This window comes from Mesorhizobium sp. L48C026A00 (assembly GCF_000502375.1).
Classification (GTDB): domain Bacteria; phylum Pseudomonadota; class Alphaproteobacteria; order Rhizobiales; family Rhizobiaceae; genus Mesorhizobium; species Mesorhizobium muleiense.
Map to the genome: position 1 here is coordinate 44,151 of NZ_AYWU01000006.1, position 22,044 is coordinate 66,194.

The 22,044-nt window shown below is 64.1% G+C and carries 24 protein-coding genes and 3 pseudogenes; 17 read left to right on the plus strand and 10 right to left on the minus strand.

Going from position 1 to position 22,044, the window contains the following annotated elements; translation table 11 throughout:
- Position 1 precedes the first annotated feature (1 nt).
- The 4 genes and pseudogenes from X738_RS0141170 (at position 2) to X738_RS54245 (ending at position 4,001) form a co-directional block, all read left to right on the plus strand.
- Positions 2 to 307: a chaperone NapD gene (locus X738_RS0141170; protein WP_023798481.1), complete on the plus strand. Its 306-nt coding sequence runs from the start codon at positions 2 to 4 to the stop codon at positions 305 to 307.
- Positions 304 to 2,804, plus strand: a pseudogene (gene napA / locus X738_RS54235) (periplasmic nitrate reductase subunit alpha). Before X738_RS0141170 ends, napA begins: the two are co-directional and overlap by 4 nt.
- Positions 2,777 to 3,274, plus strand: coding sequence for a nitrate reductase cytochrome c-type subunit (locus X738_RS54240; RefSeq protein ID WP_023798482.1), 498 nt, complete (start codon positions 2,777 to 2,779; stop codon positions 3,272 to 3,274). The pseudogene napA and the gene X738_RS54240 overlap by 28 nt, the downstream one beginning before the upstream one ends.
- 1 nt (position 3,275) lies before the next feature.
- A complete protein-coding gene (locus X738_RS54245; RefSeq protein WP_023798483.1) occupies positions 3,276 to 4,001 on the plus strand; it encodes a NapC/NirT family cytochrome c in 726 nt (241 codons plus the stop codon).
- A gap of 47 nt (positions 4,002 to 4,048) precedes the next feature.
- Here X738_RS54245 and X738_RS54250 read toward each other — a convergent pair whose 3' ends face one another.
- The gene (locus X738_RS54250) at positions 4,049 to 4,675 is read right to left on the minus strand and encodes a class I SAM-dependent methyltransferase (protein ID WP_023798484.1); all 627 of its coding nucleotides are present in this window, start codon (positions 4,673 to 4,675) and stop codon (positions 4,049 to 4,051) included.
- Positions 4,676 to 4,944: 269 nt separating this feature from the next.
- On the opposite strand from X738_RS54250, the gene X738_RS54255 reads away from it, so the two are divergent.
- On the plus strand, positions 4,945 to 5,394 hold the full coding sequence (locus tag X738_RS54255; protein ID WP_023798485.1) for a pyridoxamine 5'-phosphate oxidase family protein: 450 nt from the start codon (positions 4,945 to 4,947) through the stop codon (positions 5,392 to 5,394).
- 598 nt (positions 5,395 to 5,992) lie between these two features.
- Here the strand turns inward: X738_RS54255 and X738_RS54260 are convergent.
- Entirely contained in the window at positions 5,993 to 6,436 is a 444-nt protein-coding gene (locus X738_RS54260) for a pseudoazurin (RefSeq protein WP_023798487.1), read from the minus strand.
- A 171-nt stretch (positions 6,437 to 6,607) separates the two neighbouring features.
- Between X738_RS54260 and X738_RS54265 the strand changes: the two are divergent.
- A pseudogene (locus X738_RS54265) lies at positions 6,608 to 7,314 on the plus strand (Crp/Fnr family transcriptional regulator).
- 311 nt (positions 7,315 to 7,625) lie between these two features.
- Here X738_RS54265 and X738_RS54270 read toward each other — a convergent pair.
- On the minus strand, positions 7,626 to 7,889 hold the full coding sequence (locus X738_RS54270; RefSeq protein ID WP_023798488.1) for a DUF1858 domain-containing protein: 264 nt from the start codon (positions 7,887 to 7,889) through the stop codon (positions 7,626 to 7,628).
- Between the two features lie 164 nt (positions 7,890 to 8,053).
- On the opposite strand from X738_RS54270, the gene X738_RS54275 reads away from it, so the two are divergent.
- From X738_RS54275 to X738_RS88330, 11 genes are all read left to right on the plus strand, one after another.
- Positions 8,054 to 8,497, plus strand: coding sequence for a group III truncated hemoglobin (locus tag X738_RS54275; protein ID WP_023798489.1), 444 nt, complete (start codon positions 8,054 to 8,056; stop codon positions 8,495 to 8,497).
- A 143-nt stretch (positions 8,498 to 8,640) separates the two neighbouring features.
- On the plus strand, positions 8,641 to 9,096 hold the full coding sequence (locus X738_RS54280) for an Rrf2 family transcriptional regulator (RefSeq protein ID WP_023798490.1): 456 nt from the start codon (positions 8,641 to 8,643) through the stop codon (positions 9,094 to 9,096).
- A 26-nt stretch (positions 9,097 to 9,122) separates the two neighbouring features.
- The gene (gene ccoN / locus X738_RS54285; RefSeq protein WP_023798491.1) at positions 9,123 to 10,763 is read left to right on the plus strand and encodes a cytochrome-c oxidase, cbb3-type subunit I; all 1,641 of its coding nucleotides are present in this window, start codon (positions 9,123 to 9,125) and stop codon (positions 10,761 to 10,763) included.
- A gap of 3 nt (positions 10,764 to 10,766) precedes the next feature.
- Positions 10,767 to 11,519: a cytochrome-c oxidase, cbb3-type subunit II gene (ccoO, locus tag X738_RS54290; protein ID WP_023798492.1), complete on the plus strand. Its 753-nt coding sequence runs from the start codon at positions 10,767 to 10,769 to the stop codon at positions 11,517 to 11,519.
- A 14-nt stretch (positions 11,520 to 11,533) separates the two neighbouring features.
- Complete coding sequence (locus X738_RS54295) at positions 11,534 to 11,704, plus strand: CcoQ/FixQ family Cbb3-type cytochrome c oxidase assembly chaperone (protein ID WP_023798493.1); 171 nt, start codon at positions 11,534 to 11,536, stop codon at positions 11,702 to 11,704.
- Complete coding sequence (gene ccoP, locus X738_RS54300; protein WP_023798494.1) at positions 11,695 to 12,576, plus strand: cytochrome-c oxidase, cbb3-type subunit III; 882 nt, start codon at positions 11,695 to 11,697, stop codon at positions 12,574 to 12,576. Before X738_RS54295 ends, ccoP begins: the two co-directional genes overlap by 10 nt.
- Positions 12,577 to 12,620: 44 nt before the next feature.
- Complete coding sequence (locus X738_RS54305) at positions 12,621 to 12,767, plus strand: hypothetical protein (RefSeq protein ID WP_306454942.1); 147 nt, start codon at positions 12,621 to 12,623, stop codon at positions 12,765 to 12,767.
- 11 nt (positions 12,768 to 12,778) lie between these two features.
- Positions 12,779 to 13,597, plus strand: coding sequence for a DUF2189 domain-containing protein (locus X738_RS54310; RefSeq protein ID WP_023798496.1), 819 nt, complete (start codon positions 12,779 to 12,781; stop codon positions 13,595 to 13,597).
- Positions 13,598 to 13,600: 3 nt separating this feature from the next.
- Positions 13,601 to 15,859, plus strand: coding sequence for a heavy metal translocating P-type ATPase (locus X738_RS54315; RefSeq protein WP_023798497.1), 2,259 nt, complete (start codon positions 13,601 to 13,603; stop codon positions 15,857 to 15,859).
- Positions 15,856 to 16,044, plus strand: coding sequence for a cbb3-type cytochrome oxidase assembly protein CcoS (gene ccoS, locus X738_RS54320; RefSeq protein WP_023798498.1), 189 nt, complete (start codon positions 15,856 to 15,858; stop codon positions 16,042 to 16,044). Before X738_RS54315 ends, ccoS begins: the two co-directional genes overlap by 4 nt.
- An 18-nt stretch (positions 16,045 to 16,062) precedes the next feature.
- Entirely contained in the window at positions 16,063 to 16,194 is a 132-nt protein-coding gene (locus X738_RS88330; RefSeq protein ID WP_023798499.1) for a hypothetical protein, read from the plus strand.
- A 27-nt stretch (positions 16,195 to 16,221) separates the two neighbouring features.
- Here the strand turns inward: X738_RS88330 and soxA are convergent, their stop codons facing one another.
- From soxA to X738_RS54350, 7 genes and pseudogenes are all read right to left on the minus strand, one after another.
- Positions 16,222 to 17,001, minus strand: a complete 780-nt coding sequence (gene soxA / locus X738_RS54325) for a sulfur oxidation c-type cytochrome SoxA (protein ID WP_023798500.1) — start codon at positions 16,999 to 17,001, stop codon at positions 16,222 to 16,224.
- Positions 17,001 to 17,321, minus strand: coding sequence for a thiosulfate oxidation carrier complex protein SoxZ (gene soxZ / locus X738_RS54330; protein ID WP_023798501.1), 321 nt, complete (start codon positions 17,319 to 17,321; stop codon positions 17,001 to 17,003). Before soxZ ends, soxA begins: the two co-directional genes overlap by 1 nt.
- Entirely contained in the window at positions 17,321 to 17,770 is a 450-nt protein-coding gene (locus X738_RS54335) for a SoxY-related AACIE arm protein (protein ID WP_023798502.1), read from the minus strand. The genes soxZ and X738_RS54335 overlap by 1 nt, the downstream gene beginning before the upstream one ends.
- Before the next feature lie 53 nt (positions 17,771 to 17,823).
- The gene (gene soxX / locus X738_RS54340; protein ID WP_023798503.1) at positions 17,824 to 18,276 is read right to left on the minus strand and encodes a sulfur oxidation c-type cytochrome SoxX; all 453 of its coding nucleotides are present in this window, start codon (positions 18,274 to 18,276) and stop codon (positions 17,824 to 17,826) included.
- Positions 18,273 to 19,534: pseudogene (locus X738_RS54345) on the minus strand (FAD-dependent oxidoreductase). The gene soxX and the pseudogene X738_RS54345 overlap by 4 nt, the downstream one beginning before the upstream one ends.
- Positions 19,521 to 19,883, minus strand: a complete 363-nt coding sequence (locus X738_RS0141190; RefSeq protein WP_245277629.1) for a c-type cytochrome — start codon at positions 19,881 to 19,883, stop codon at positions 19,521 to 19,523. Before X738_RS0141190 ends, X738_RS54345 begins: the two are co-directional and overlap by 14 nt.
- A complete protein-coding gene (locus X738_RS54350) occupies positions 19,870 to 22,044 on the minus strand; it encodes a xanthine dehydrogenase family protein molybdopterin-binding subunit (protein ID WP_023798505.1) in 2,175 nt (724 codons plus the stop codon). The genes X738_RS0141190 and X738_RS54350 overlap by 14 nt, the downstream gene beginning before the upstream one ends.

The window sequence follows — 22,044 nt, forward strand, 5'->3', positions numbered from 1 at the left end:
AATGCGCGAAAATCCTGCTATCACCCGCAGATCCCTTCTCAAGGGTGGATTTCAGGCTCGGCATCATATTTCGAGCGCCGTCGTCGTCGTGCTGCCGGCGCGAAGGGAAGAATTGAGCAGGCGACTGGCGGAAATGCCTGGCGTGGAGATTCACGCCGGCGAAGGCAGCCGGATCGTCGTCACGATCGAGGGTCCAGGCAGCGGCATGCTCGGCGAGACCCTGACCACTATCTCGATGATGGACGGCGTGATCGCCGCCAACATGGTCTTCGAGCATATCGAGCGACGGGAGGACGAAAGCAAATGACGTCATCCATCAACCGTCGCGATCTGCTGAAGGCGCACGCCGCGTCGCTCGCGGCAGCGTCGGCCGGGATCGTTCTCCCGGCCGCGGCGCAGCCCGTTCCCGGTGGCGTCGAAGCCCTGGAGATCAAGTGGTCGAAGGCTCCTTGCCGCTTCTGCGGCACCGGGTGCGGCGTCATGGTCGGCGTGAAGGACGGACGTGTTATCGCGACACACGGCGACATGCAGGCCGAGGTCAACCGCGGCCTCAACTGCGTCAAGGGCTATTTTCTCTCCAAGATCATGTATGGCGAGGATCGCCTGACAAGGCCGCTGATGCGCAAGCGCGGCGGCGTCTACGACAAGGACGGCGAGTTCGAGCCCGTCTCCTGGGACGAGCCCTCGACCTCATGGCGCAGAAGTGCAAGGCCGTACTGCGGGAGAAAGGTCCCGAAGCGGTCGGCATGTTCGGCTCCGGCCAATGGACCATCTTCGAGGGTTACGCCGCAACCAAGCTGATGCGCGCGGGCTTCCGCTCGAACAATCTCGATCCCAACGCCCGACATTGCATGGCCTCCGCCGCCGTCGCCTTCATGCGCACCTTCGGCATGGACGAGCCGATGGGCTGCTACGACGATTTCGAGCACGCCGACGCCTTCGTGCTGTGGGGCTCGAACATGGCCGAGATGCACCCGATCCTGTGGACGCGGGTGGCGGACCGCAGGCTCGGCCATCCCCACGTCCGCTGCGCGGTGCTGTCGACCTTCACGCATCGGTCGATGGACCTTGCCGACATCCCGATTGTGTTCAAACCGGGCACTGACCTGGCGATCCTGAATTACATCGCCAACCACATCATCCAGTCCGGGCGGGTCAACGAAACGTTCGTGCGCGACCACACCGTGTTCATGAGCGGGGCCACCGACATCGGCTACGGGCTGCGGCCGGACAATCCCGTAGAGATGGCTGCCAAGGGTGCGGCGGATCCCGGAAAAACGGAGCCAATCGACTTCGACGCGTTCAAGACGATGATCTCGGACTACACGCTCGAGATGGTCTCGGAACTGTCTGGCGTCGAGCCCGAGTTCCTCGAGGAACTGGCGGAGCTCTATGCCAACCCCGACGTGAAGGTGATGTCGCTGTGGACGATGGGCTTCAACCAGCACGTCCGCGGCGTGTGGGCCAACCAGATGGTCTACAATATCCACCTGTTGACTGGCAAAATCTCGGAGCCTGGCAACAGCCCGTTTTCGCTCACCGGCCAACCGTCGGCCTGCGGCACCGCGCGCGAGGTCGGCACCTTCGCCCACCGCCTCCCCGCCGACATGGTTGTGACCAACCCCGAGCACCGAAAGCACGCCGAGGAGATATGGCGTCTGCCGCACGGCCTCCTGCCGGAGAAGCCCGGCTTCCATGCCGTCCAGCAAGACCGCATGCTGAAGGACGGCAAGCTCAACTTCTACTGGGTCCAGGTCAACAACAACGTTCAGGCCGCACCGAACAATTCGAACGAGACCTATCCGGGCTACCGCAACCCTGACAACTTCATTGTCGTGTCCGATGCCTATCCGACCGTTACCGCGCTCTCGGCGGACGTGATCCTGCCGGCGGCGATGTGGGTGGAAAAGGAAGGAGCATACGGCAATGCCGAGCGCCGCACTCATGTCTGGCACCAACTCGTGGATGCGCCCGGCGAGGCGCGTTCCGATCTTTGGCAGTTGGTCGAATTCTCGAAACGTTTTACCACCGAAGACGTCTGGCCGGCCGACCTCCTGAATGCCAATCCTGACTACAAGGGCAAGACGCTGTTCGACTTGCTGTTCAGGAACGGCATGGTCGACCGCTTCCCATTAGGAGAACTCGACGCCGAGTATGAAAACAGGGAATCGCGCGAATTCGGCTTCTACCTGCAGAAGGGCTTGTTCGAGGAGTATGCCGAATTCGGCCGCGGTCATGGCCACGATCTCGCGCCTTACGACGTCTATCACGAGGTGCGTGGCCTGCGCTGGCCCGTCGTCGACGGCAAGGAGACGAAGTGGCGCTATCGCGAAGGCCTCGACCCCTATGTGAAGCCGGGCGAAGGCGTAAAATTCTATGGCAGGCCAGACGGCAAGGCAGTGATCCTCGCCGTGCCTTACGAGCCTCCGGCGGAATCCCCTGACGAGGAATACGACGTCTGGCTGGTAACTGGACGCGTCCTCGAGCATTGGCATTCGGGATCGATGACGATGCGGGTGCCGGAGCTCTACAGGGCGTTCCCCGGCGCGGTCTGCTTCATGAACGCCGACGACGCGCGACGGCGCGGCATCAACCAGGGAGCCGAGGTCCGGGTCGTTTCACGGCGTGGCGAGATCAGGCTCAGGGTCGAAACCCGGGGGCGTAACCGCATGCCGCGCGGCGTGGTGTTCGTGCCCTGGTTCGACGCCAGCAAGCTCATCAACAAGGTGACGCTCGACGCCACTGATCCCATCTCCAAACAGACGGATTTCAAGAAATGCGCGGTCAAGGTCATGCCCGTCTGACGCGCCGCGCGCGCGTCGCACTTGTCGCCGCAGGCCTGTTCGCCGTCGGCACTGCGGCGTTGGCGCAAATGTCGGCCGAGATCGTCCCGCCGCTTACCGGGGCAGCGCAGCCGATGGACGAACTTCCGGCTGATCCGACGCCCAAGTGGACAGTCGACGATATCAGAAAGATGCGCGCCTATCCCGACCAACCGCCCCTTATTCCGCACTCGATCGAGGGCTACCAGCTTTCGGTCAACACGAACCGCTGCCTGTCGTGCCACAAGCGCGAGTTCACGCAAGGGTCGGGCGCACCGATGATCAGCGTCACGCATTACATCACCCGCGAGGGCCAGATGTTGGCCGACGTCTCACCCCGACGCTATTTCTGCACCGCCTGTCATGTGCCGCAGGCCGACACCGCGCCGCTCGTCGGCAACACGTTCACCGACATGAGCAAGCTGGGCGTCGGCCACGCGGGAGATGAGTAGCATGTGGTCACGGCTCAAGGCCGCCGCCTTGTGGGCCTGGCGCATATTGGCGACGCCCGCCGCGACGCTCAGCCTGGGCTTCCTGACGCTCGGCGGCTTTGTCGGCGGTGTGATGTTCTGGGGTGCGTTCAACACCGCCCTGGAACTGACCAACACCGAGCAGTTTTGCATCTCCTGCCATGAGATGGAGACGAACGTTTACGAGGAGCTCACGCGCACCGTCCACTTCTCGAACCGTTCAGGAGTGAGGGCCTCGTGCCCGGACTGTCACGTCCCGCACGAATGGACCGACAAGATCGCCAGGAAAATGCAGGCTTCCAAAGAGGTCTGGGGCAAGATCTTCGGCACCATCAACACCCGCAGGAAGTTCCTCGAATACAGGCGTGAACTGGCTGAGCACGAATGGGCCCGACTGAAAGCGAACGACAGTCTCGAATGCCGCAACTGTCATTCCTCGGTGGCGATGGACTTGTCCAAGCAAACCGAACGCGCGGCAACGATCCACACACGCTACCTCCTGTCTGGCGAGGCTACCTGCATCGACTGCCACAAAGGCATAGCCCACGAGCTGCCGAACATGGAAGGCGTCGATCCCGGCTGGAAAGTTCCCCCCGAATTTGAGGGAGAGGAACTGCCGGCGGCTTCTGTATTCGATCGCCTGGAAAGGACTGCGCGGTCCCCGCACGGAATGATGTGGAGCTTGGACGACGGCGCGCCTTCCAGATGATCGGGTGGCGGTACACCGCTCCATCCGGGGCTAGAACTCTGTGGGTGTCACGCGCGCCTCGCCCGAACGCTCAGCCACCGATCATTGGGCTTTCCGATGCACCGACGTACCTCGCTGACGATCCAGCCGGCGTCTGTGAGTGCGGACCGCAGGGCAGACTCGCGCCAGTACGTCTCGACGTAGCGCCGAGGCGCTGCAGCGCTGCCGTGTGTGGACACATTCTCGCCATCGCCCTCTCTAACCGAGGCGTGCAGTTGGCCACCGGGCCGGGTCGCCTCGGCAAGCCGTGCAAGCAGCGTGCCGAAATCCTCGCGCGCGACGTGAATCAGGCAGGCACAGGCCCAGATCCCGTCATACGGCGTGCCGGGACGCTGCGGGTCGGCCAGGTCTTCGGTCAGCGGGTCCAACAGGTCGGCCTCGAAGCCACTCTCGCGAAGCAGTTCGACGAAGCCCTTCGAAATGTCGGTGCGCCGGACGCTGATCCCCCGCTTCTCAAGCTCAAGTGCATCTCGCCCGCCACCGCTTCCGATCTCCAGCACCCTGCCAGAGCCACCCAGCTCGGTCACGAACGCATCGATCTCTGTCGCGACCCATTCTGGCATCGCCGCGGCCTCGGCAGCGTACTCCGCCGCGACCGTATCATAGGCCCGCACGGTATCCCGGTCGGTGCTCATCCTGGCGCTCCTCCTTCAAGACAAGAGGACCGATGGCGAGAGGGCCATCAGCCCGTTGCGCCCCTTAGACTTTCGGCAGTTGGTGACGTCGCGGGCGATTTGCTTCCCAGCCATAACAGAAATTCGATCTGAGACACTACCGGGCAGCCACGCTGATTGACACTTCGAAGCGACGTTTGGTCGGGAGTTGTCAACGAGGGACATTGATCTGAGACAACGACGATTGTGTGCGACGCGCGCATTGTGAGACTTCGATGAGGAGTTCCGCCATGATAATTCGACAACTATCCCTCGCCCAATGCACCGCCCTGATTTCTGAGAACCGGCTCGCGCGGCTCGCCTGCTCGTCCGGTAACCAGCCCTACCTTGTGCCAATCTACTACGCCTACGACGATAGATGCACCTATTCCTTCACTATGCCGGGCCGAAAGCTGGACACCATGCGGGGCAACCCTCAAGTGGCGCTTCTGGTCGAAGAAAAAGGTGAGGCCCGTTCTTGGAAGAGCGTCGTCGCCGAAGGCCGCTTCGAGGAGTTGCCCGACCGCATTGACATCAAACGAGAGCGCGACCGGGCCTGGTCTCTGCTTAGCCAGCACGCCAACTGGTGGGAACCCGGCGCGCTGAAGCCCGTCGTTGCACCGCTCGTCGACCATGCTTCGCACGTCTTCTTTCGAATCCATGTCGAGCGGATGTCCGGGCGGGAGGCCCATGAGAAATGAGGCAGAGCGGCGGATGCGCGTCGACGTCGAGCGTCCAAGCAGCTACTCGACCAGCAGGGCGAACGCTTTCCTGACGGCCGCTCAGTGGATTTGGCGCCAGACGCACTGTCAGATCAAGACAAGCAGCGTCATCCGGCAGCGTCATCCGGCGCGGCAGCTGCCACGAAACCAAAACGGGAAGCGTTCAACTCAATAGCAGTCCGTCACGGCCCCCGCGTGAACGGTTCTCTCTGGATCACGTGCGGCGGTGGTGGCGCTTGTAACCTGCGCTGGGAAGGTGGCCCAACGTCCTGGATGTGAAGCTTCGCGGATGGTCACCTTCGCAAGGGATCAGCAACGAGGCTTGGCGCGGCCTCCGGCTCCCAGTCAGTTTTCCAAGAGCCGCCGGTCCTCCTTGGAAAAGGAAGACCGGCGGACGAGCTCGGCGAAGCTGTGGCCCGGGTGGCAGCGGCCATATCGCTGCGACGTTTCCTTCCTGATCGCGGGATCGTGGTTCGGCGCGCCTTGGCGCCAAGCCTGCCTGTCCGCTCGGTCCATCACTTCCGCCTCCTTGACGCGGCCCCCGCCGTCCGCGCCATTTCGCGTCTGTTGGCCCGCGCTACCTGGCCGCCACGGCCTGGCCGAAGAGTTCGGCGAACACGGCTTTGGCCTTGCCGGTCTGCTTGACGGCCTTCGCTGCGTCGAGGTTGACCGGCTGGCCCACCTCGATCAGGGCGACCATGCCCATTCCGTAGTGCGGCGCACACTTGACGCCGTAGACGCCTTCCTTATCGAGCGTTACCGTGAAGACCTCGTTGAACTTGCTCTTGAAGGCCTCGGCGCCTTCCGGGAGCATGCCTTTGATCGTTTCCACGTTGTGGCCCTTGTCGGTCGGCACGAAGCGAATGGTATCGCCGGGGGCGGCGCTGACGAAGTCGGGTTGGAACACCATCGCACCCTTCTCGCCCTTGTTCAGCATCGTGACCTCGATTTCGGCCGCGCCAGCCGCGCCTGCGATCGCGACGGCCGCGCCTAGCGCCAGCGCTGCGATGAGCTTCTTCATTTTCCTGGTCCTTTCCTGGTATGCGGCTCCAATGCCGTTGAAGGCTTTATAGTGCGTGTCGCCAACAGGCAGTTTGCGCTGGCGCAAATAGCCGCTAGAAATCGAACAGGAGCGGCGCCCCACAGGAGCAGCGCCCCACAGGAACAGCGCCCCAGACTGGAAGCGAAGACAATGCCTCTCGACAGGTCCCTGATTTCGGGTTGCCCGCGTTTGCCGGCCTCGACGGCAAAGACCTCGATGCTATTCTCTCGCGGGCGCGGTCCTCCCGCTTTCCCAAGGATTCGGAGGTTTTCGGACAAGAGGAGGAGGCCACGTCCTTCTTCCTGCTCCTGTCGGGTCATATCCGCGTCGTCCGCACCTCGCCCGAAGGGCATCAAGTGATCGCTCGATACATCACCGAGGGTGAACTCTTCGGCATCGCCATCGCCATGGGCAGGACGACCTATCCGGCGTCCGCGGTCGCGGCGGTTGATTGCGTCGTCCTCGCCTGGCCCAATTCCGCGTGGGCAGAACTGCAATCGCGTTTCCCGACGTTCGGGGCCAGTGCCTACCGCACGATCGGTTCCCGCCTCCAGGAAACCCAGGCGCAGGTCATGGAGATGTCGACCCAGCAGGTCGAGCAGCGCATCGCCCACGCGTTGCTGCGTATCGTCAGCCAGTCCGGACGAAAGACGCCAGAAGGGATCGAGATCGACTTTCCAATCACGCGTCAGGACATCGCGGAGATGACCGGAACGACGCTGCATACGGTCAGCAGGCTGCTCAGCGCCTGGGAAGACCAGGGTATTGTAAGGAGCGGGCGCCAGAAGGTCACCGTGACTGACCCGCATGCGCTCATGCTGGTGTCTGAGAACAGGCGCAAGGGGCCGGCTGCATAGCGCCGCCGTCACGTCGCTGGCATAAACGGGCGCGTTCAATACGAGCTTTGTAGAATGGGGAGCAATCGGGGGTTCCGATAAGTTCCTACCGTCGATTCTCGTCGGAAGCCGAGTTCTTCGAAAAGGGCGAGGTGAATGTTGGCCAATTCCGGGTCGCGTCGCGCAAAATTTGATCTGGATCAAGTCGCATTCAGCCGCGAGCGGTAATCGACATCAGCCAAACGTTTGGAATTCCAATGATCTCGGTGACGGATCCGCTATTTTGCCAACTGCCTCTCCGGGTGCAGCGTGCCGCATGCGGCGCATGCGGTTCAGAGCGCCGCGACGCCATCACCGAGGAAGGCCGACGGCGCGTTCGCAAGCGGATCGCTGCTTATCGCCTCGAGAAGTTCCTGGGAGAAGGATTCCAGGTCGACCCGATGGGCGTGGCATGCGTCGGCGACCGTATGGAAGATTCCGATCGGACAGCCGATGCAGAGCATTCTGTTGCGGATCATCACCCTTATGGTTGCCGGCCATCGCCGCATGATCTCGTCGACCGTCATATCGGGATCGATGGTTTCAGGTTGGTTCACGATAGTCGTCTCCAAAGAAGGCCATCTAAACCGTCCGCCTCGCCCGGAACTTTGCGCAGGCGCAAACAAATGGCGGAACGAGCGGGCTGGGACGAATTGCGCGCTTGCCGTGCGGAAGTCAGGCACCTAAAAGTAGCAGACACGATACCACTTTGTGTGCTGCGATGAATTCTGCTGTTTACGATCGCGCCCGCCCGCAGGCGGAAATGCCGCTGTCCCACCCGTTGGTCGACCGCGGGTTCATTGCCGCGCTTGTCCGCGATTTCTACGTCCGCGTCAGGTCGGATACTCGCCTCGGACCCATCTTCGCTGCGGAAATCCACGGCGACTGGGAACCGCATCTGGAGAAGATGACCGACTTCTGGTGTTCGGTCATTCTGAAGAATGGCGCGTACAGCGGCCGCCCCGTGCCTGCGCACCTTAAGCTGAAGCAGGTGCGCGAGGAGGATTTCGACATATGGCTCGGTCATTTCCGCAAAACCGTCGAAGAGCGATGCCCGCCTGAGGTAGCCGAAGTGTTCGTCGACCGCGCCGAAAGGATCGCGCGGAGCCTGAAGGTCGCCATGTTTTTCCGGCTTGATCGCCCGTCCGCGGGGGCGGCGGGATGATAAACGCGGAAGGGCAGGCTTTTCCCGCCGAGACGACGCTTTCGTAGCGTGGGCGGGCATGCTCGCGCTGACGTCGCATTTTCGTCTAGCTGACAGCCTGCTAGGGTGGGTTCTTTCTGCGATGAGAACCAGGAATCTGCGGGATGCGTCTCACCTTTCAGACGGACTATGCGCTCAGGATGCTGATCTACCTGGCGGTCCACCGGGAAAGACCGTGCCGAGTAACCGACGTGGCCGCGGCATACGGGATATCACGCAATCACCTCCTGAAAGTGGCTTTCAGGCTCGGGCGACTGGGTTACCTCACCACGGCTCGGGGGCGCACCGGCGGCATAGCGCTCGCCCGGCGGCCGGAGGACATCAACTTGGGTGAGGTCGTGCGGCACATGGAAGACGACTTCGCTCTGACGGAGTGTATGCGCAGGGATGGCGGCTTGTGCGTCATATCCCCTGCCTGCCGGCTCGAGGGCGTCGTCGTCAAGGCGCTGCAGGCGTTTCTCGCTGTCTTCGATGGCTATACTCTGGCTGACATAGCCGCAAACAGATCCGAACTGGTGGAGTTGTTTGAAATGCACAGAGTTTCTGGGGAAGTTGCCTGAGCGAATGCCGTACCTGGAGGGAATGCATGATATCGAACCTCAAATCCTCTGAACGGCAGTACGCCTTGCTCATCGCGGTGGCAGTAGCGCTCGCGGGACTCGCCATGGCCGCCCTCGGACGCTCGGACACTCTCGGGGTGCACGGCGTCATCGTCATGCTTTTCGCGGGCGTCGTAATCTACCTCCTCATGTCGTCGTTCTACGGCGCCGAACCGACCGAAGACCGAGCAGTCTCCTATTACGACGATCCCATCAAGGTCGGGATCGTGCTGTCGATGGCCTGGGCTGTCTTCGGCATGTTCATGGGCGTGTGGGTGGCCGCGCAGCTCGCCTGGCCAGACCTCGCCTTCGATGCGGCCTGGTCCAGCTTCGGGCGGCTGCGGCCAACGCATACGTCCGGCGTCATCTTCGGGTTCGGCGGCAACGCACTCATTGCCACATCCTTCCACGTCGTGCAGCGCACGTCTCGCGCGCGGCTAGCCGGCCAGATAAGCCCTTGGTTCGTGCTTCTCGGCTTCAACCTGTTCTGTGTTCTGGCCATTTCCGGATATCTGCTCGGTACCACCCAGTCGAAGGAGTACGCGGAAGCCGAGTGGTACGCCGACTTGTGGCTGGTGATCGTCTGGGTGACCTACTTCATTCTTTACATCGCCACGATCGCGCGTCGGAAAGAGCCGCACATCTACGTCGCCAACTGGTACTTCATGGCCTTTATCCTGGTCGTGGCCATCCTGCACATCGTCAACAACCTCGCGCTGCCGGTGTCCTGGGGGCACGCCAAGAGCTACACGATCTGGCCGGGCGTGCAGGACGCGATGGTCCAGTGGTGGTACGGCCACAACGCGGTTGCGTTCTTCCTCACCGCAGGTTTTCTCGGCATGCTCTACTACTACCTGCCGGTCCGGGCGCAGCGACCGATCTTCTCCTACCGTCTCTCGATCCTGAGCTTCTGGGGCATCACCTTCTTCTACATGTGGGCGGGTTCCCACCACCTGCACTACACCGCGCTCCCCCACTGGGTGCAAACGCTCGGCATGACCTTTTCCGTGATGCTTCTCGTGCCTTCGTGGGCATCCGCGGGTAACGCGCTGCTGACCCTCAACGGCGCCTGGCACCGGGTCCGTGACGATGCGACCCTGCGATTCATGATGGCCGCGGCAGTCTTCTATGGGCTCTCCACCTTCGAGGGCTCGTTCATGGCGATCAGACCGGTGAACTCTCTCTCGCACTACACTGACTGGACAGTCGGCCACGTCCATGCCGGAGCGTTGGGATGGGTCGCGCTCATCACCTTCGGCTCCGTCTACACGCTCGTCCCGGCGCTCTGGAAGCGCGAGCGGATGTATTCGGCCGCGCTCGTCGAGGTCCATTTCTGGCTCGCGATCGCCGGAACGCTGATCTACGTCTTCGCGATGTGGAATTCCGGCATCATCCAGGGTCTGATGTGGCGAACCTATACCGAGGAAGGCGCTCTCGCCTATTCGTTCGTCGATTCACTGGTGGCAATGTATCCATACTATATTGCCCGCGCCATCGGCGGACTGCTGTTCCTGCTGGGCGCACTGGTCGGCTGCTACAACATCTGGATGACGGTCCGTATGGTGCCGCTCGCGGCAGCCCGTGAGACAGACGCACCCGTCATCCCCGCCGCAGTACCGGGAGAATGACGGATGCCTGAACTTTTCCACCGCAAGATCGAGCGGTCCGCGATCCTCTTCGTACTTGGAATAATAGCTGCGGCCAGCGTTGGCGGCATCGTCGAGATTGCTCCCCTGTTCACCATCGACGAAACCGTCGAGCAGGCGCCCGACATGCGGGTTTACACCCCGCTGGAGCTCGCGGGCCGCAACATCTATGTCCGTGAAGGCTGTTACGCCTGTCACAGTCAGATGATCCGCACCCTGCGCGACGAGGTCGAGCGCTACGGTCCGTATTCGCTCGCCGTGGAATCCCAATACGACCGGCCGATGCTCTGGGGGTCGAAGCGGACCGGACCCGACCTTGCGCGTGTTGGGGGAAAATATTCGGATTTCTGGCATGTCGCACATCTGACGAATCCACGCGATGTCGTGCCGGAATCGAACATGCCCGCCTATACCTGGCTTGCCCGCACGACGCTGAAGACGGACGACCTGCCGCAGCATCTGGCGGCCCAGCGGGCACTCGGCGTACCCTATACCGAGGCGATGGTGGAAAACGCTGCCCGCGACGCCTACGGGCAGGCGACCCCCGACACTGATTTCTCAAGCGGGGTGACTGAGCGGTATGGTGACAAAACCCAGGTGAGCGCATTCGACGGCGTCACCACACACGTCACCGAGATGGACGCGCTGGTGGCCTACCTGCAGGTGCTGGGCAGGCTGACGGGAGCCGCGTACGAGGATACGGCGGCGCCGGAAAAGAAGCCGGACCCGGAAAGCTGACGGGAGGACCGATGATGGATTTCGACCACGACACGCTCGTTGCCCTGTCCAAGAGCTGGGGCCTTTTCTACCTGATGGGCTTCTTCCTCTGTGTCGTTGTCTACGCCTTCTGGCCGTCCAACCGGAAACGGTTCGACAGGGCCAAGACCAGCATCCTCGATCGGGACGACAAGCCATGGAAGTAAGCGAACGCGATCCCGCTACCGGCCGCGAAACGACTGGCCACGAGTGGAATGGCATCAAGGAATTGGACACGCCGGTCCCGCGCGGGGTCCTGATGTTCCTGATCGTCACGCATATCTGGGCGCTCGCATGGTGGTTCCTTGTGCCGGCATGGCCGTTGGGGACGACCTACACGAAAGGGCTTCTGGGCGTTGATCAGCGGACGACGGTTGAAGCCCGGGTGATGGAAGGCCAGCGCGAGCGCGCCGCCTGGACGGCCCGGCTCGAATCCGAACCTTACGACGCCATCATGGCGGACGAAGCTCTGATGCAGACCGTCCGTCACACCGGGCAGCAGCTGTTCGGCGACAACTGCGCCGCCTGCCACGGACGCGATGGCAAGGGCGGCGCGAACTATCCCGACCTCACGGACGACGACTGGCTGTGGGGCGGCGGTCCCCAATTGATCGAGCAGACGATGCGCGTCGGCATCAACACCGCCCATCCCGAAAGCCGTGTCGGGCAGATGCCTGCTTTCGGCCGCGACGACATGCTCGACCGGAACCAGGTGCGCGACGTTGCCGCCTATGTCTACTCGCTGACAAATCCCGACACCTCGACACCGCAGAACCTCGGCCGCATCAACGCCGGCAAGGAAGTCTTCGTGACGACATGCGCGGCCTGTCATGGCGAGAACGCGCAAGGCAATCGCGAGGTCGGAGCGCCGAACCTGACCGACGCTTACTGGATCTACGGCGGAAGCATGGACACCATCATCGCTTCCGTCCACGGAGGCCGGCAAGGCCACATGCCGACCTGGGACGAGCGGCTGACCACCGCGGAAATTCGGACACTTGCGCTTTTTGTCCATGACCTGGGGACGCGCCAGCCATGACCCCCCGCAGAAGCACTCGCCTTCCCGGCGGATGGATCCTCTGGTTGCTCGTCCCGGCGGGGCTGCTGCTCTTCGCCGGCGCCAACGCGCATCTTGTCTACGTGGCGTTCCAATCGCAGCCGGACTGCGTGGCGCACGTGAAGGATACCAGCGACGGCGGCGGTTATCGCGCCGCCAAGCCAGCCTGCTGAAGGAGAAAGTCATGGGCGAGGCCGACGAATCCTACTGGCTGCTGAGCGAGACATCCGGCATCGGTGAGACCCGGGATCCCAAGCTTCAACGCCACCTTCCGGTCCTGGAAGGATTGCGTTGGCTCGCTGAGGGCTGGCGCGATTTCTGGACCCGCCCCGCCTCCAGCCTCGCTTACGGTGTCGGCGTTTTCGTGCTTTCTTTGGCGTTCGTGTGGACCCTCGTCGAGTTCGGTCGCGACTATATCCTGTTCCCATCGCTTGCCGGCTTCCTGATCGTCGCACCGTTCCTGGCGATCGGGCTTTACGAGAAGAGCCGCGCGATCGGCGAAGGCCGCGAAATCGGGCTTGCTTCGATGCTTCATGTGCGACCGAGAGCGGGCGAGCAGATCTTCTTCACGGGCCTGCTTCTCTGTCTCCTGATGCTGCTCTGGATGCGGGCGGCGGTTCTCCTGTGGGCGCTGTTTTTTGGCGTGACGGCGTTTCCGGGCCTCGACAATGTGATCGGGATACTGATTGGCACGCCATCGGGATGGGCGATGTTGATCATAGGAACGGCGATCGGCGGTCTGTTCGCATCCTTCGCGTTTTCGATCAGCGTGTTTGCCGTTCCTATGCTGCTTGACCGGCGCGTCGATGCTCTGACCGCGATGGCCACGAGCATGAAACTGGTGTGGAACAACCTGCCGCCGATGATCGCCTGGGGTGCCATGGTGCTCGTGCTTTTCGGCATCTGCGTCGCCACTGGCCTTATCGGCATGATCGTCATCTTCCCGCTGCTCGGACACGCGACATGGCACGCCTACCGGGCAGTGGCCCGGCCGGAGGCCTGATCGATGAGTTGCTGCGCGCCGGGATCCGAGGCGGCCCTGATGATTGGGCCCGGGCGGCGCGAGATCGTCCCGCAAGAGGTGGTCTTTGCGAGCCGAGATCTCGGCGATAGTACGATTCAGACGGACTTTTCCGTCCCTCAGGTGCATTGCGCAGGCTGCATCGGCGCGATCGAAGGCTTGCTCAGCCAAGTCGATGGCATCGTTTCCGCGCGGGTGAACCTGACCGCAAAACGTGTCGTAGTGAAGTGGCGGCGGGACGGCGCCGTGCCGCCGATGATCGAAACGCTTCGAAAAGCCGGTTACGAAGCAACACTCGCCGAGCCTGAGAACGGAGACGGCGATCCGGAGATGGGCCGCTTGCTGCGCGCCACGGCCGTTGCCGGCTTCGCCGCCATGAATATCATGCTTCTTTCCGTCTCGGTCTGGTCGGGAGCGGACGCCGGCACGAGGCACGCATTCCACCTGATCTCCACGGCCCTCGCGTTGCCGACGCTGGCCTATTCGGGCCGGATTTTCTTCGCTTCCGCGTGGAGCGCCCTGCGCGGCGGCCGGACGAACATGGACGTGCCGATCAGCGTCGGCGTGCTGCTCGCATTCGGCCTCAGCGCATACGATACGGTGACGGGCGGAGCCCATGCTTACTTCGATGCGGTGACATCCTTGCTGTTCTTCCTGCTGGCTGGACGCGCTGTGGACCAGGCGATGCGCGGACGCGCTCGCGAAGCGGTCAGGTCGCTCGCGCGGATGATGCCGCGAGGCGCCACGGTGCTCACGCCTGATGGCGAACGCGAATATCGCGACGTATCCGCTATCCGCAGCGGCGAGACTGTCCTTGTTCTCGCGGGAGAGCGCGTGCCGGCCGATGGCACCGTAATTTCCGGAAACGCCTCGCTCGACCTGTCGGTTGTGACCGGCGAGTCCGCCCCGGAGTCGGTCCGACCGGGGGCCAGCGTGCTGTCGGGATCGCTCAACCTCGACGGGCCGCTGACGTTGCGTGTCGACCGACCTCAGAAAGAGTCCTTCCTTGCTGACATGATGCGGTTGATGGAGGCTGCCGAAGGCGGCCGCGCCCGTTATCGGCGCATCGCCGACCGGGCCGCCTCGCTTTATTCGCCGGTGGTCCATCTGCTTGCCTTCGCCACCTTTGCAGGGTGGATGATCACCACTGGAGACCTGCACCGATCACTGACGGTGGCGATCGCCGTCCTCATCATCACCTGCCCATGCGCGTTGGGCCTGGCCGTGCCGATGGTCCAGGCCGTCGCTGCGCGGCGTCTCTTCGCTCTCGGCGTGACCCTCAAGGACGGCGCGGCTTTGGAACGGCTGGCCGAAGTCGATCACGTCGCACTGGACAAGACGGGTACGCTCACCTCAGGCCTGACAAAAGTGGCGTCTTTCACGGTGCCGGACGACGAGATCGAAGCGGCCTCCGCGCTTGCCCGGTTCTCTCGGCATCCTGCCTCGCGAGCGGTGGCGGCGCTGCATCCGGCCGGGCAGGCTGCCGTCGAGCAGATTCGGGAGGAGCCCGGAAACGGCATCGAAGGCACGGTCGGCGGCCGCGTTTACAGGCTCGGCCGCCAATCTTGGGTCGACGCCCGCTCCACTGCCGGTTCCGCCTCGGCCGAAGCCTGGTTGTCGGCTGACGGCCGCGTCCTCGGCGCGTTCCGGATTTCCGACAGCCTCCGTCTCGGAGCCGCCGCCGCTACAAAGCGCCTGCGCAGTTTCGGCCTCGGCGTCGAGATCCTGTCCGGAGACGTGGAAACGGAGGTAAGGAAGGTGGCAGGCATGCTCGGCGTAGCAGCAGCCACTGCCGGGATGCTTCCTCGCGACAAAGTCGCGCGGTTGGAAGTCCTGCGCGCGCAGGGACGCAAGGTGCTGATGGTCGGTGACGGCCTCAACGACGCGCCCGCATTGGGAACGGCTCACGTGTCGATGGCGCCCTCCTCGGCCGCGGACGTCGGGCGCAACGCGGCCGATCTCGTGTTCCTGGGCTCCAGCCTGGACAGCGTTCCGAAAGCGATCACCATTGCCCGCAAGGCCAGGCAGCTCGTCACCCAGAACATTGGGCTCTCCATCCTTTACAATGCGCTGGCCCTCCCGCTCGCGGTTACAGGCCACGTTACGCCGCTGGTCGCGGCGGTGGCGATGTCCACATCATCCATCCTGGTGGTTGCCAATGCGCTTCGTCTTTCGGGTCCGAGCCGAGATCCGCAAGGAATACAAGGTGGCGTGACGTCCACTCATCTCGCGGAGGCTGCATGAGCCTGCTCGCCTGGCTGGTCCCCGTAGCACTCGGCATGGGCCTGGTTGGGCTTCTCGCCTTCCTCTGGTCGATGAAAAGCGGCCAGCTCGAGGACCTGGACGGAGCAGCGGAGCGGGTGCTTCTCAACGAGGCGGCCGACACCCCGCTGCCGGATATGGAACAGCCATCACCGAACAGGCGTTGATCTCTAAGGGAAGCGACAATGGGCGAAACTGCCGACAGAAAATTTGACTGGATAGCGGGGCTGGCGACTGTGTCCGGCGTTGCGGTGATGGTTCCAAGCCTTGTCGCGCTTGCAGTCGCCCTGATCGCGGTGATAGCCGCTTTGTTCTAGGCAGGAAACGACGGCCACAGCCCGGCATCACGGCCGCACGGCCGGCGTCTCGACCAGAAGGCCGCGGGCCCGCTCCGTCAGATGGAGCTCCAGGTCGACGAGTTCGGCTGCGCCGAATTCGAAGGGCTCGGCTCTGACCCCGATCATGCAGTTGCGCAGGCGCCGCTGCAGCGAACCGACCGTCTGCCATTCCAGGCGGTAGAGCGGATAGCCGGTCGGATGCGCCTGCGGGATGACACTGCCGCCAAGCCGTTTGCCCCAATTGTCGTCATGGCAGGAGGCGCAGGAAAGCTCGAGCTGTCCGATGCGGCTCTGGAACAGACGCCGGCCGTTGTCGCGAAACGGCGCGAGCCGGGCGTCGGTCGCCGGTGTGATTGGCATGCCGCGCGACTGATGCGTCACATAGGCCGTCAGGGCGAGCAAAGCGTCGGACTCCGGCGCCAGCGGCTCGGCCTGCTGCCGCTCCGCTCGACAGGAGTTGATGCGCCCGGCAAGGTCGATCGGCCGGCCGGTCGCCGCGTCAAAGGCCGGGTAGCGCGCGGCAACGCCGCGCATCGTCTGGCGGGCATCGTCATGGCAGCCGGAGCAGGCGACATCCGCCCTGCCCTGCGCCTGTTGCCAGAGCTGTTCGCCCTGCAGCACCCACAGCATGCCGGGATTGCTCATGTCGTCGGCCTGCAGCGCCTGCGTCTGCGGCGTCATGAAGTCGAAGCCGGAGCGCTTCTCGACGTCTTCGATGCCGGCGGCGATGGCAATGCCGCAGACGACCGCCGCGATAATCCCCACCAGGCCCCCGAGGGCGCGCATCAGCTCACCGTGATCGTCGCCGACGCCGTTTGGGTCTTCCCGGCATCGTCGGTCCAGGTGAAGTCGATCGTGCCGCTCGTCGTGGCAACGAGCGTGAAGGCAATGAACGGATTGGCCGATACCGCTGGAAAGAGATCGGCCGAAAACACCTCCTCGCCATTGTAGGTGCAGGTGAAACGGCGGATGATGTCGCGGGGGATGTTGGAGCCGTTCGGGCCGATACGATAGCCGGTTTCCATGGGATGGGCGATCATCGCCTTGATCTCGACGACTTCGCCCTGCCTAGCCACTTTCGGCACATTGACGAGCGCGCGCGCCATTATGAAAGGTCCTCGATACAGGCGGCCAGCGTGACGATGGCGCTCGCCCGGCTCGACCAGAAGCTGCCGTCGCTCATCTCAGCGACCGCGACAACGACCTGCGAGGTCGCGAGCCGGATCCGCGTCGAGACCATGGCGCGGCCGGAGCGCGCCCCGAGGTGGAAAACCGCGACATTCGCCTCCGGGTTTTTCTCGTTGAAGACCGCGATGCGCCGGACATGGTCGTCTTCGGTCATCGGGATCTCGGCGACGACTGTGATCCCGACCGCGTTGCCGTTCTCTACCAGAGGCGGCAGGTCGAGCCGGACGCGGCCATCGAGAACGTTGGCGCCCCCGGTGAAGGTCCGGATCGCTTCCTCGAGGCTCGGACGGGCAACGGCCCAGCGCGGCAGGCTGATCGCCAGCAGGCCGGTCATGCCGGCCCGAAGAAACTGCCGCCGTCCGACCATGCCTGCGTAAACTCCCGGGCCAGCGTAAACTCGAAGCGGGTCTTGGTGCATGATCACCCCTTCAGCGTCGTGAGATAGGCGACGATATCCTCGATATCGGCGCCGCCCAGGATCGGCTTGCTGCGCCCGACGGTGGCGACGCGCCCGCCCTGCTCATCCGCGACCCGATAGTAGGAAGGCATGATCGTGTTCGGCACCAGCCGCTTCATGTCGACGACGCGCAGCCGGATCTGGCCTTCCGAAAGTCTTGCCCCGACGCCGGTCAGGTCGGGCGCCAACGTGCCGTGCAGATGCGCGTCGGGAAACGGCCCGCTGTGGCAGAGCGTGCAGAGGCTGCGCTGCCGGTCCGCGATCAGCGCGGCGCCGCGCGTCGGATCACCCTTGTCGACAATCAGAGGTTGCATGATCGCATCGCCGGTCACGACATAAGACCCCGTCTCCTCGCCGGCACCGGGGGAGGCCGCAAGCTGCAATCCCATCAGAGCCAGAAAAGCCACCCTCATCATGCGAACACTTCACTGGTGATCGTTCGGAACCAGTCCTGCGCATAGGCCGCTTCCAGTTCGCGGACGGAAAGCGGCGCTTCGAGCGGGCTGGTGCCGCCCGTACCCTCCACCTCGGCAAGCAGCCCGTCACGTGGCTGGTAGACGCCGGCGATCGAAATGCCGTAACCGGGCGCAACCAGGCTGTAGCAGGTGTTGATGAGCTTCGGCTGCGCCGGCTGCCGCTCCCTGACCAGGGCGGCGACCGCCGCGGCGCAAGCTTTTGCCTGGGCGTTGGCGCTGAAGGCGGATTTCGGCATCGCCCCGCCGATCGCCGCGTCGCCGATGACGTGGATCGCCGGCTGCAGGCGGGACTCGAAGGTGACCGGGTCGATCGGGCACCAGCCCGTCTGGTCGGCAACGCCGGCCGACTGCGCAATCGCACCCGCACGCTGCGGCGGGATCACGTTGGCGACATCGGCAGTGTGATTGCCGAACTCGGTCACCAGCGTCCTTGTCGCCGGGCCGACTTCCGTCACCCTGCCCCCCGACGACAGCGGCACCCATTCGATCAAGCCGGGATAGAGTTCTTGCCAGGCCGCTTCGAACAGCCGCTGCTTCGAAAAGGCGTCCTTGGCGTCGAGGATGATCAGTTTGGATCTGGGTTTGCTGGTCTTGAGATAATGCGCGATCAGGCTTGCCCGCTCGTAGGGACCGGGCGGGCAGCGAAACGGATTGGCTGGCGCGGCGAGGATGACGACCCCACCGTCCGGCATCGCCGCGAGCTGGTCGCGCAGCAGCAGCGTCTGCGCGCCAGCCTTCCACGCATGCGGCATGATCGCCGCCGCCGCCTCGTCGTAGCCCGGCAAGGCGTCGAAGCGCAGGTCGATGCCGGGCGCCAGCACCAGCCTGTCGTAGTCGATGTCCGTGCCACCTCCAGGCGAACACGCCAGCGCTGGGCATCGACGGCGACAGCCCGCTTGCGGATCAGCGCGATGTCGCCGAACTGGTCATAGCTGAAAGTCTGCGCCTCGATGCCACGCAGCCCGGCAATCACGGCATTGCTGAACGGGCAGGCCAGATAGGCGGGCTCTGGCTCGATCAGCGTCACGGCAAGATCGCGATCCAGCCGTTTCAGCGCGCGGGCGCAGCTTGCTCCGGCAAAGCCGCCGCCGACAATGACCACGCCGGGCTGCGTCTGTGCGCGCAGCTGCGGCGCGGCAAGGACGGCCGCGGCGACGCTAGCCGCCACGCCGCCGATCAGGGCTCTACGGCTGGGCATGGCGTACGGCCTCCGGCTTGGCGAGCCATTCGGCGATGGCGCGCGTCTCCGCCTCGGTAAATCCCCTGGCGATGCGGTCCATGACCGTTGCCTTGCGCTCACCGGAACGGAAGGCTTGCATCTGGGCGACGATGTCGTCTGCCGCGTCGCCGTCGAGCGAAGGGATGGCTGAGCCGAGTGCCGCCGGCCCGTGACAGCCGGTGCATGCCGTAGCACCAGGCGCCGCGTCGGCCCATGCCGGCGCGCTGGCCGCAAGCGCCGCAAGCAGGACAGGCACCGCAAGCAGGACAGGCGCGAGCGCCCGTCCGCCAGGCCTGTTCTTCGCGCGCCTCATATCAGGCGAGGTCATGGTTCTTCAGCGGCAGCGTGCGGATGCGTTTTCCGGTGGCGGCGAAGATCGCATTGAGGACGGCCGGCGCGGCGACCGCGATGGTCGGCTCGCCGACGCCGCCCCAGAAGCCACCGGACGGCAGGATGATCGTCTCTACATCAGGCATTTCGGCCATGCGCAGGACCTCGTAGCTGTCGAAGTTTTCCTGCTCCATGCGGCCGCCATTGACCGTGCATTCGCCGTAGATGCAGGCGGAAAGGCCATAGACGAAGGAGCCCTCGACCTGCCGCTCGACTTGGGCGGGGTTGACGACATGACCCGGGTCGGTGGCCGCCACGATGCGATGGATCCTGAGCTGCCCATCAGTCACCGAAACCTCCGCTGCCGCCGCCACATAACTGCCGAAACCCATGATCTGCGCCAGGCCGCGGTGAATGCCGGCCGCGGGCGGGGTGTCCCAGCCGATCCGTTCGGCAACCGCCTCCAGCACCGCGAGATGTTTTGGATGTTTGGCCATCAGCTTGCGGCGGAAGGCGAGCGGGTCGACGCCGGCCGCATGGGCGAGTTCGTCCATGAAACACTCGACGTAAAGCGCGTTCTGGTTGAGGTTGACGCCGCGCCAAAAACCTGGCGGGATCGGCGGGTTGCGCATGGCATGGTCGACAAGCAGATTGTCCACCGTATAGCCCAGCGTGCCTTCGGTGCCGCTGAGGACGAGGCCCTGGAAGACCACCGGGTCCATGCCGTTCTGCATGCCCTGCGGCCGCACCGCGGCAAGGATCGACTGGCCGGATATGCGCATGTGCAGAGCGGTCAAATTGCCGTCCGCGTCGAGCGCGCCCGTCAGCCGGCATCGGGTGGTCGGGTGATAGGCGCCGTGCAGCATATCCTCTTCGCGCGACCACATGAGCTTTACCGGCGTTCCCGGCACCTGCTTGGCAATGCTGACCGCCTGGCGCACATAGTCCTGGAAGTTGCCGCGTCGGCCGAAGCCGCCGCCGAGATGGATCTTGTGCACCTCGCATTGCTGCACCGGCAGGCCGGCGGCCTCGGCCGCTGCCGCAAGGCTAGCCTCGCCATTCTGGGTCGGCACCCACACCTCGCAGCGCTCCGGCGTGTAGAGCGCCGTCGCGTTCATCGGCTCCATGGTCGCGTGGTTCTGGTAGGGGAAGGCGTAGGTCGCCGTGACCGTCCGGCCGGCGGCGGACAGGGCAGCACCGGCGTCACCTTGCCTGGCGCCGATGAAGGCGTCATTTGCGGCGAGCCCCTCTTCGAGCATCGCCGCGATCGAGGCGCTGGTGACCTGCCTGTTGGGGCCTTCGTCCCAGACGATCGGCAAGGCATCGAGAGCGGTCTTCGCCCGCCACCAGGTGTCGGCGACAACCGCAACGGCGGTCTCGTCGACCTGAACGACAGTGCGCACGCCCGGCATGCCCGCCACCGCCGCCGCGTCGAAACTCTCCACCTTGCCGCCGAAATACGGGCAGGCCCGGATCGCCGCGTTGAGCATGTTCGGCAGCTTGAGATCGGCGCCGTAGACCTGGCTGCCGTTAAGCTTGTCGGCCGTGTCGAGCCGCGGCAGCGGCTTGCCGGCTATGGTCCAATCCTTCGGGTCCTTGAGCGTGACATTGGCGGGCGGCGTCATTCGCGCGGCGGCGGCAGCCAGCTGTCCATAAAAGGTGGCGCGATCCGATGCTGCATGCGTGACCATGCCCATCCTTGCGGTGCATTCGCTGGCCGGGACGCCCCATTCGGCGGCCGCGGCGGCGATCAGCATCTCGCGCGCAACGGCGCCGCCAATGCGCACATACTCGTGCGACTCGCGGATGCCGCGGCTGCCGCCGGTAGAGAAATTGCCCCACACGCGGTCGCGCGCCAGGTTCTGGGTCGGCGACGGATATTCCGTCGTGACCTTGGACCAGTCGCAGTTCAGCTCCTCGGCGACGAGTTGCGCCAGGCCGGTCAGCGTCCCCTGCCCCATCTCGGAGCGGGCAATGCGGATGACTACGGTATCGTCGGGCCTGATCACCACCCAGGCATTGATCTCCGGCGCCGCCTCGCTGCCCTCGGCGCGTGCCGGCTTGATGAACGGTACGTTGAATCCGAGGGACAAGCCGCCGGCCGTGGCGGCCACGCCGATGATGAAGCTGCGGCGGGAGAGGGAAATTGTGGCGTTCAT

Excerpts from the sequence above, each read along its gene's own strand:
- X738_RS0141170 (WP_023798481.1), top strand. The coding sequence starts at position 2 with ATGCGCGAAAATCCTGCTATCACCCGCAGATCCCTTCTCAAGGGTGGA.
- X738_RS54240 (WP_023798482.1), top strand. The coding sequence starts at position 2,777 with ATGCGCGGTCAAGGTCATGCCCGTCTGACGCGCCGCGCGCGCGTCGCA.
- X738_RS54245 (WP_023798483.1), top strand. The coding sequence starts at position 3,276 with ATGTGGTCACGGCTCAAGGCCGCCGCCTTGTGGGCCTGGCGCATATTG.
- X738_RS54250 (WP_023798484.1), bottom strand. The coding sequence starts at position 4,675 with ATGAGCACCGACCGGGATACCGTGCGGGCCTATGATACGGTCGCGGCG.
- X738_RS54255 (WP_023798485.1), top strand. The coding sequence starts at position 4,945 with ATGATAATTCGACAACTATCCCTCGCCCAATGCACCGCCCTGATTTCT.
- X738_RS54260 (WP_023798487.1), bottom strand. The coding sequence starts at position 6,436 with ATGAAGAAGCTCATCGCAGCGCTGGCGCTAGGCGCGGCCGTCGCGATC.
- X738_RS54275 (WP_023798489.1), top strand. The coding sequence starts at position 8,054 with ATGAATTCTGCTGTTTACGATCGCGCCCGCCCGCAGGCGGAAATGCCG.
- X738_RS54280 (WP_023798490.1), top strand. The coding sequence starts at position 8,641 with ATGCGTCTCACCTTTCAGACGGACTATGCGCTCAGGATGCTGATCTAC.
- ccoN (WP_023798491.1), top strand. The coding sequence starts at position 9,123 with ATGATATCGAACCTCAAATCCTCTGAACGGCAGTACGCCTTGCTCATC.
- ccoO (WP_023798492.1), top strand. The coding sequence starts at position 10,767 with ATGCCTGAACTTTTCCACCGCAAGATCGAGCGGTCCGCGATCCTCTTC.
- X738_RS54295 (WP_023798493.1), top strand. The coding sequence starts at position 11,534 with ATGGATTTCGACCACGACACGCTCGTTGCCCTGTCCAAGAGCTGGGGC.
- ccoP (WP_023798494.1), top strand. The coding sequence starts at position 11,695 with ATGGAAGTAAGCGAACGCGATCCCGCTACCGGCCGCGAAACGACTGGC.
- X738_RS54310 (WP_023798496.1), top strand. The coding sequence starts at position 12,779 with ATGGGCGAGGCCGACGAATCCTACTGGCTGCTGAGCGAGACATCCGGC.
- X738_RS54315 (WP_023798497.1), top strand. The coding sequence starts at position 13,601 with ATGAGTTGCTGCGCGCCGGGATCCGAGGCGGCCCTGATGATTGGGCCC.
- ccoS (WP_023798498.1), top strand. The coding sequence starts at position 15,856 with ATGAGCCTGCTCGCCTGGCTGGTCCCCGTAGCACTCGGCATGGGCCTG.
- X738_RS88330 (WP_023798499.1), top strand. The coding sequence starts at position 16,063 with ATGGGCGAAACTGCCGACAGAAAATTTGACTGGATAGCGGGGCTGGCG.
- soxA (WP_023798500.1), bottom strand. The coding sequence starts at position 17,001 with ATGCGCGCCCTCGGGGGCCTGGTGGGGATTATCGCGGCGGTCGTCTGC.
- soxZ (WP_023798501.1), bottom strand. The coding sequence starts at position 17,321 with ATGGCGCGCGCGCTCGTCAATGTGCCGAAAGTGGCTAGGCAGGGCGAA.
- X738_RS54335 (WP_023798502.1), bottom strand. The coding sequence starts at position 17,770 with ATGGTCGGACGGCGGCAGTTTCTTCGGGCCGGCATGACCGGCCTGCTG.
- soxX (WP_023798503.1), bottom strand. The coding sequence starts at position 18,276 with ATGATGAGGGTGGCTTTTCTGGCTCTGATGGGATTGCAGCTTGCGGCC.
- X738_RS0141190 (WP_245277629.1), bottom strand. The coding sequence starts at position 19,883 with ATGACCTCGCCTGATATGAGGCGCGCGAAGAACAGGCCTGGCGGACGG.
- X738_RS54350 (WP_023798505.1), bottom strand. The coding sequence starts at position 22,044 with ATGAACGCCACAATTTCCCTCTCCCGCCGCAGCTTCATCATCGGCGTG.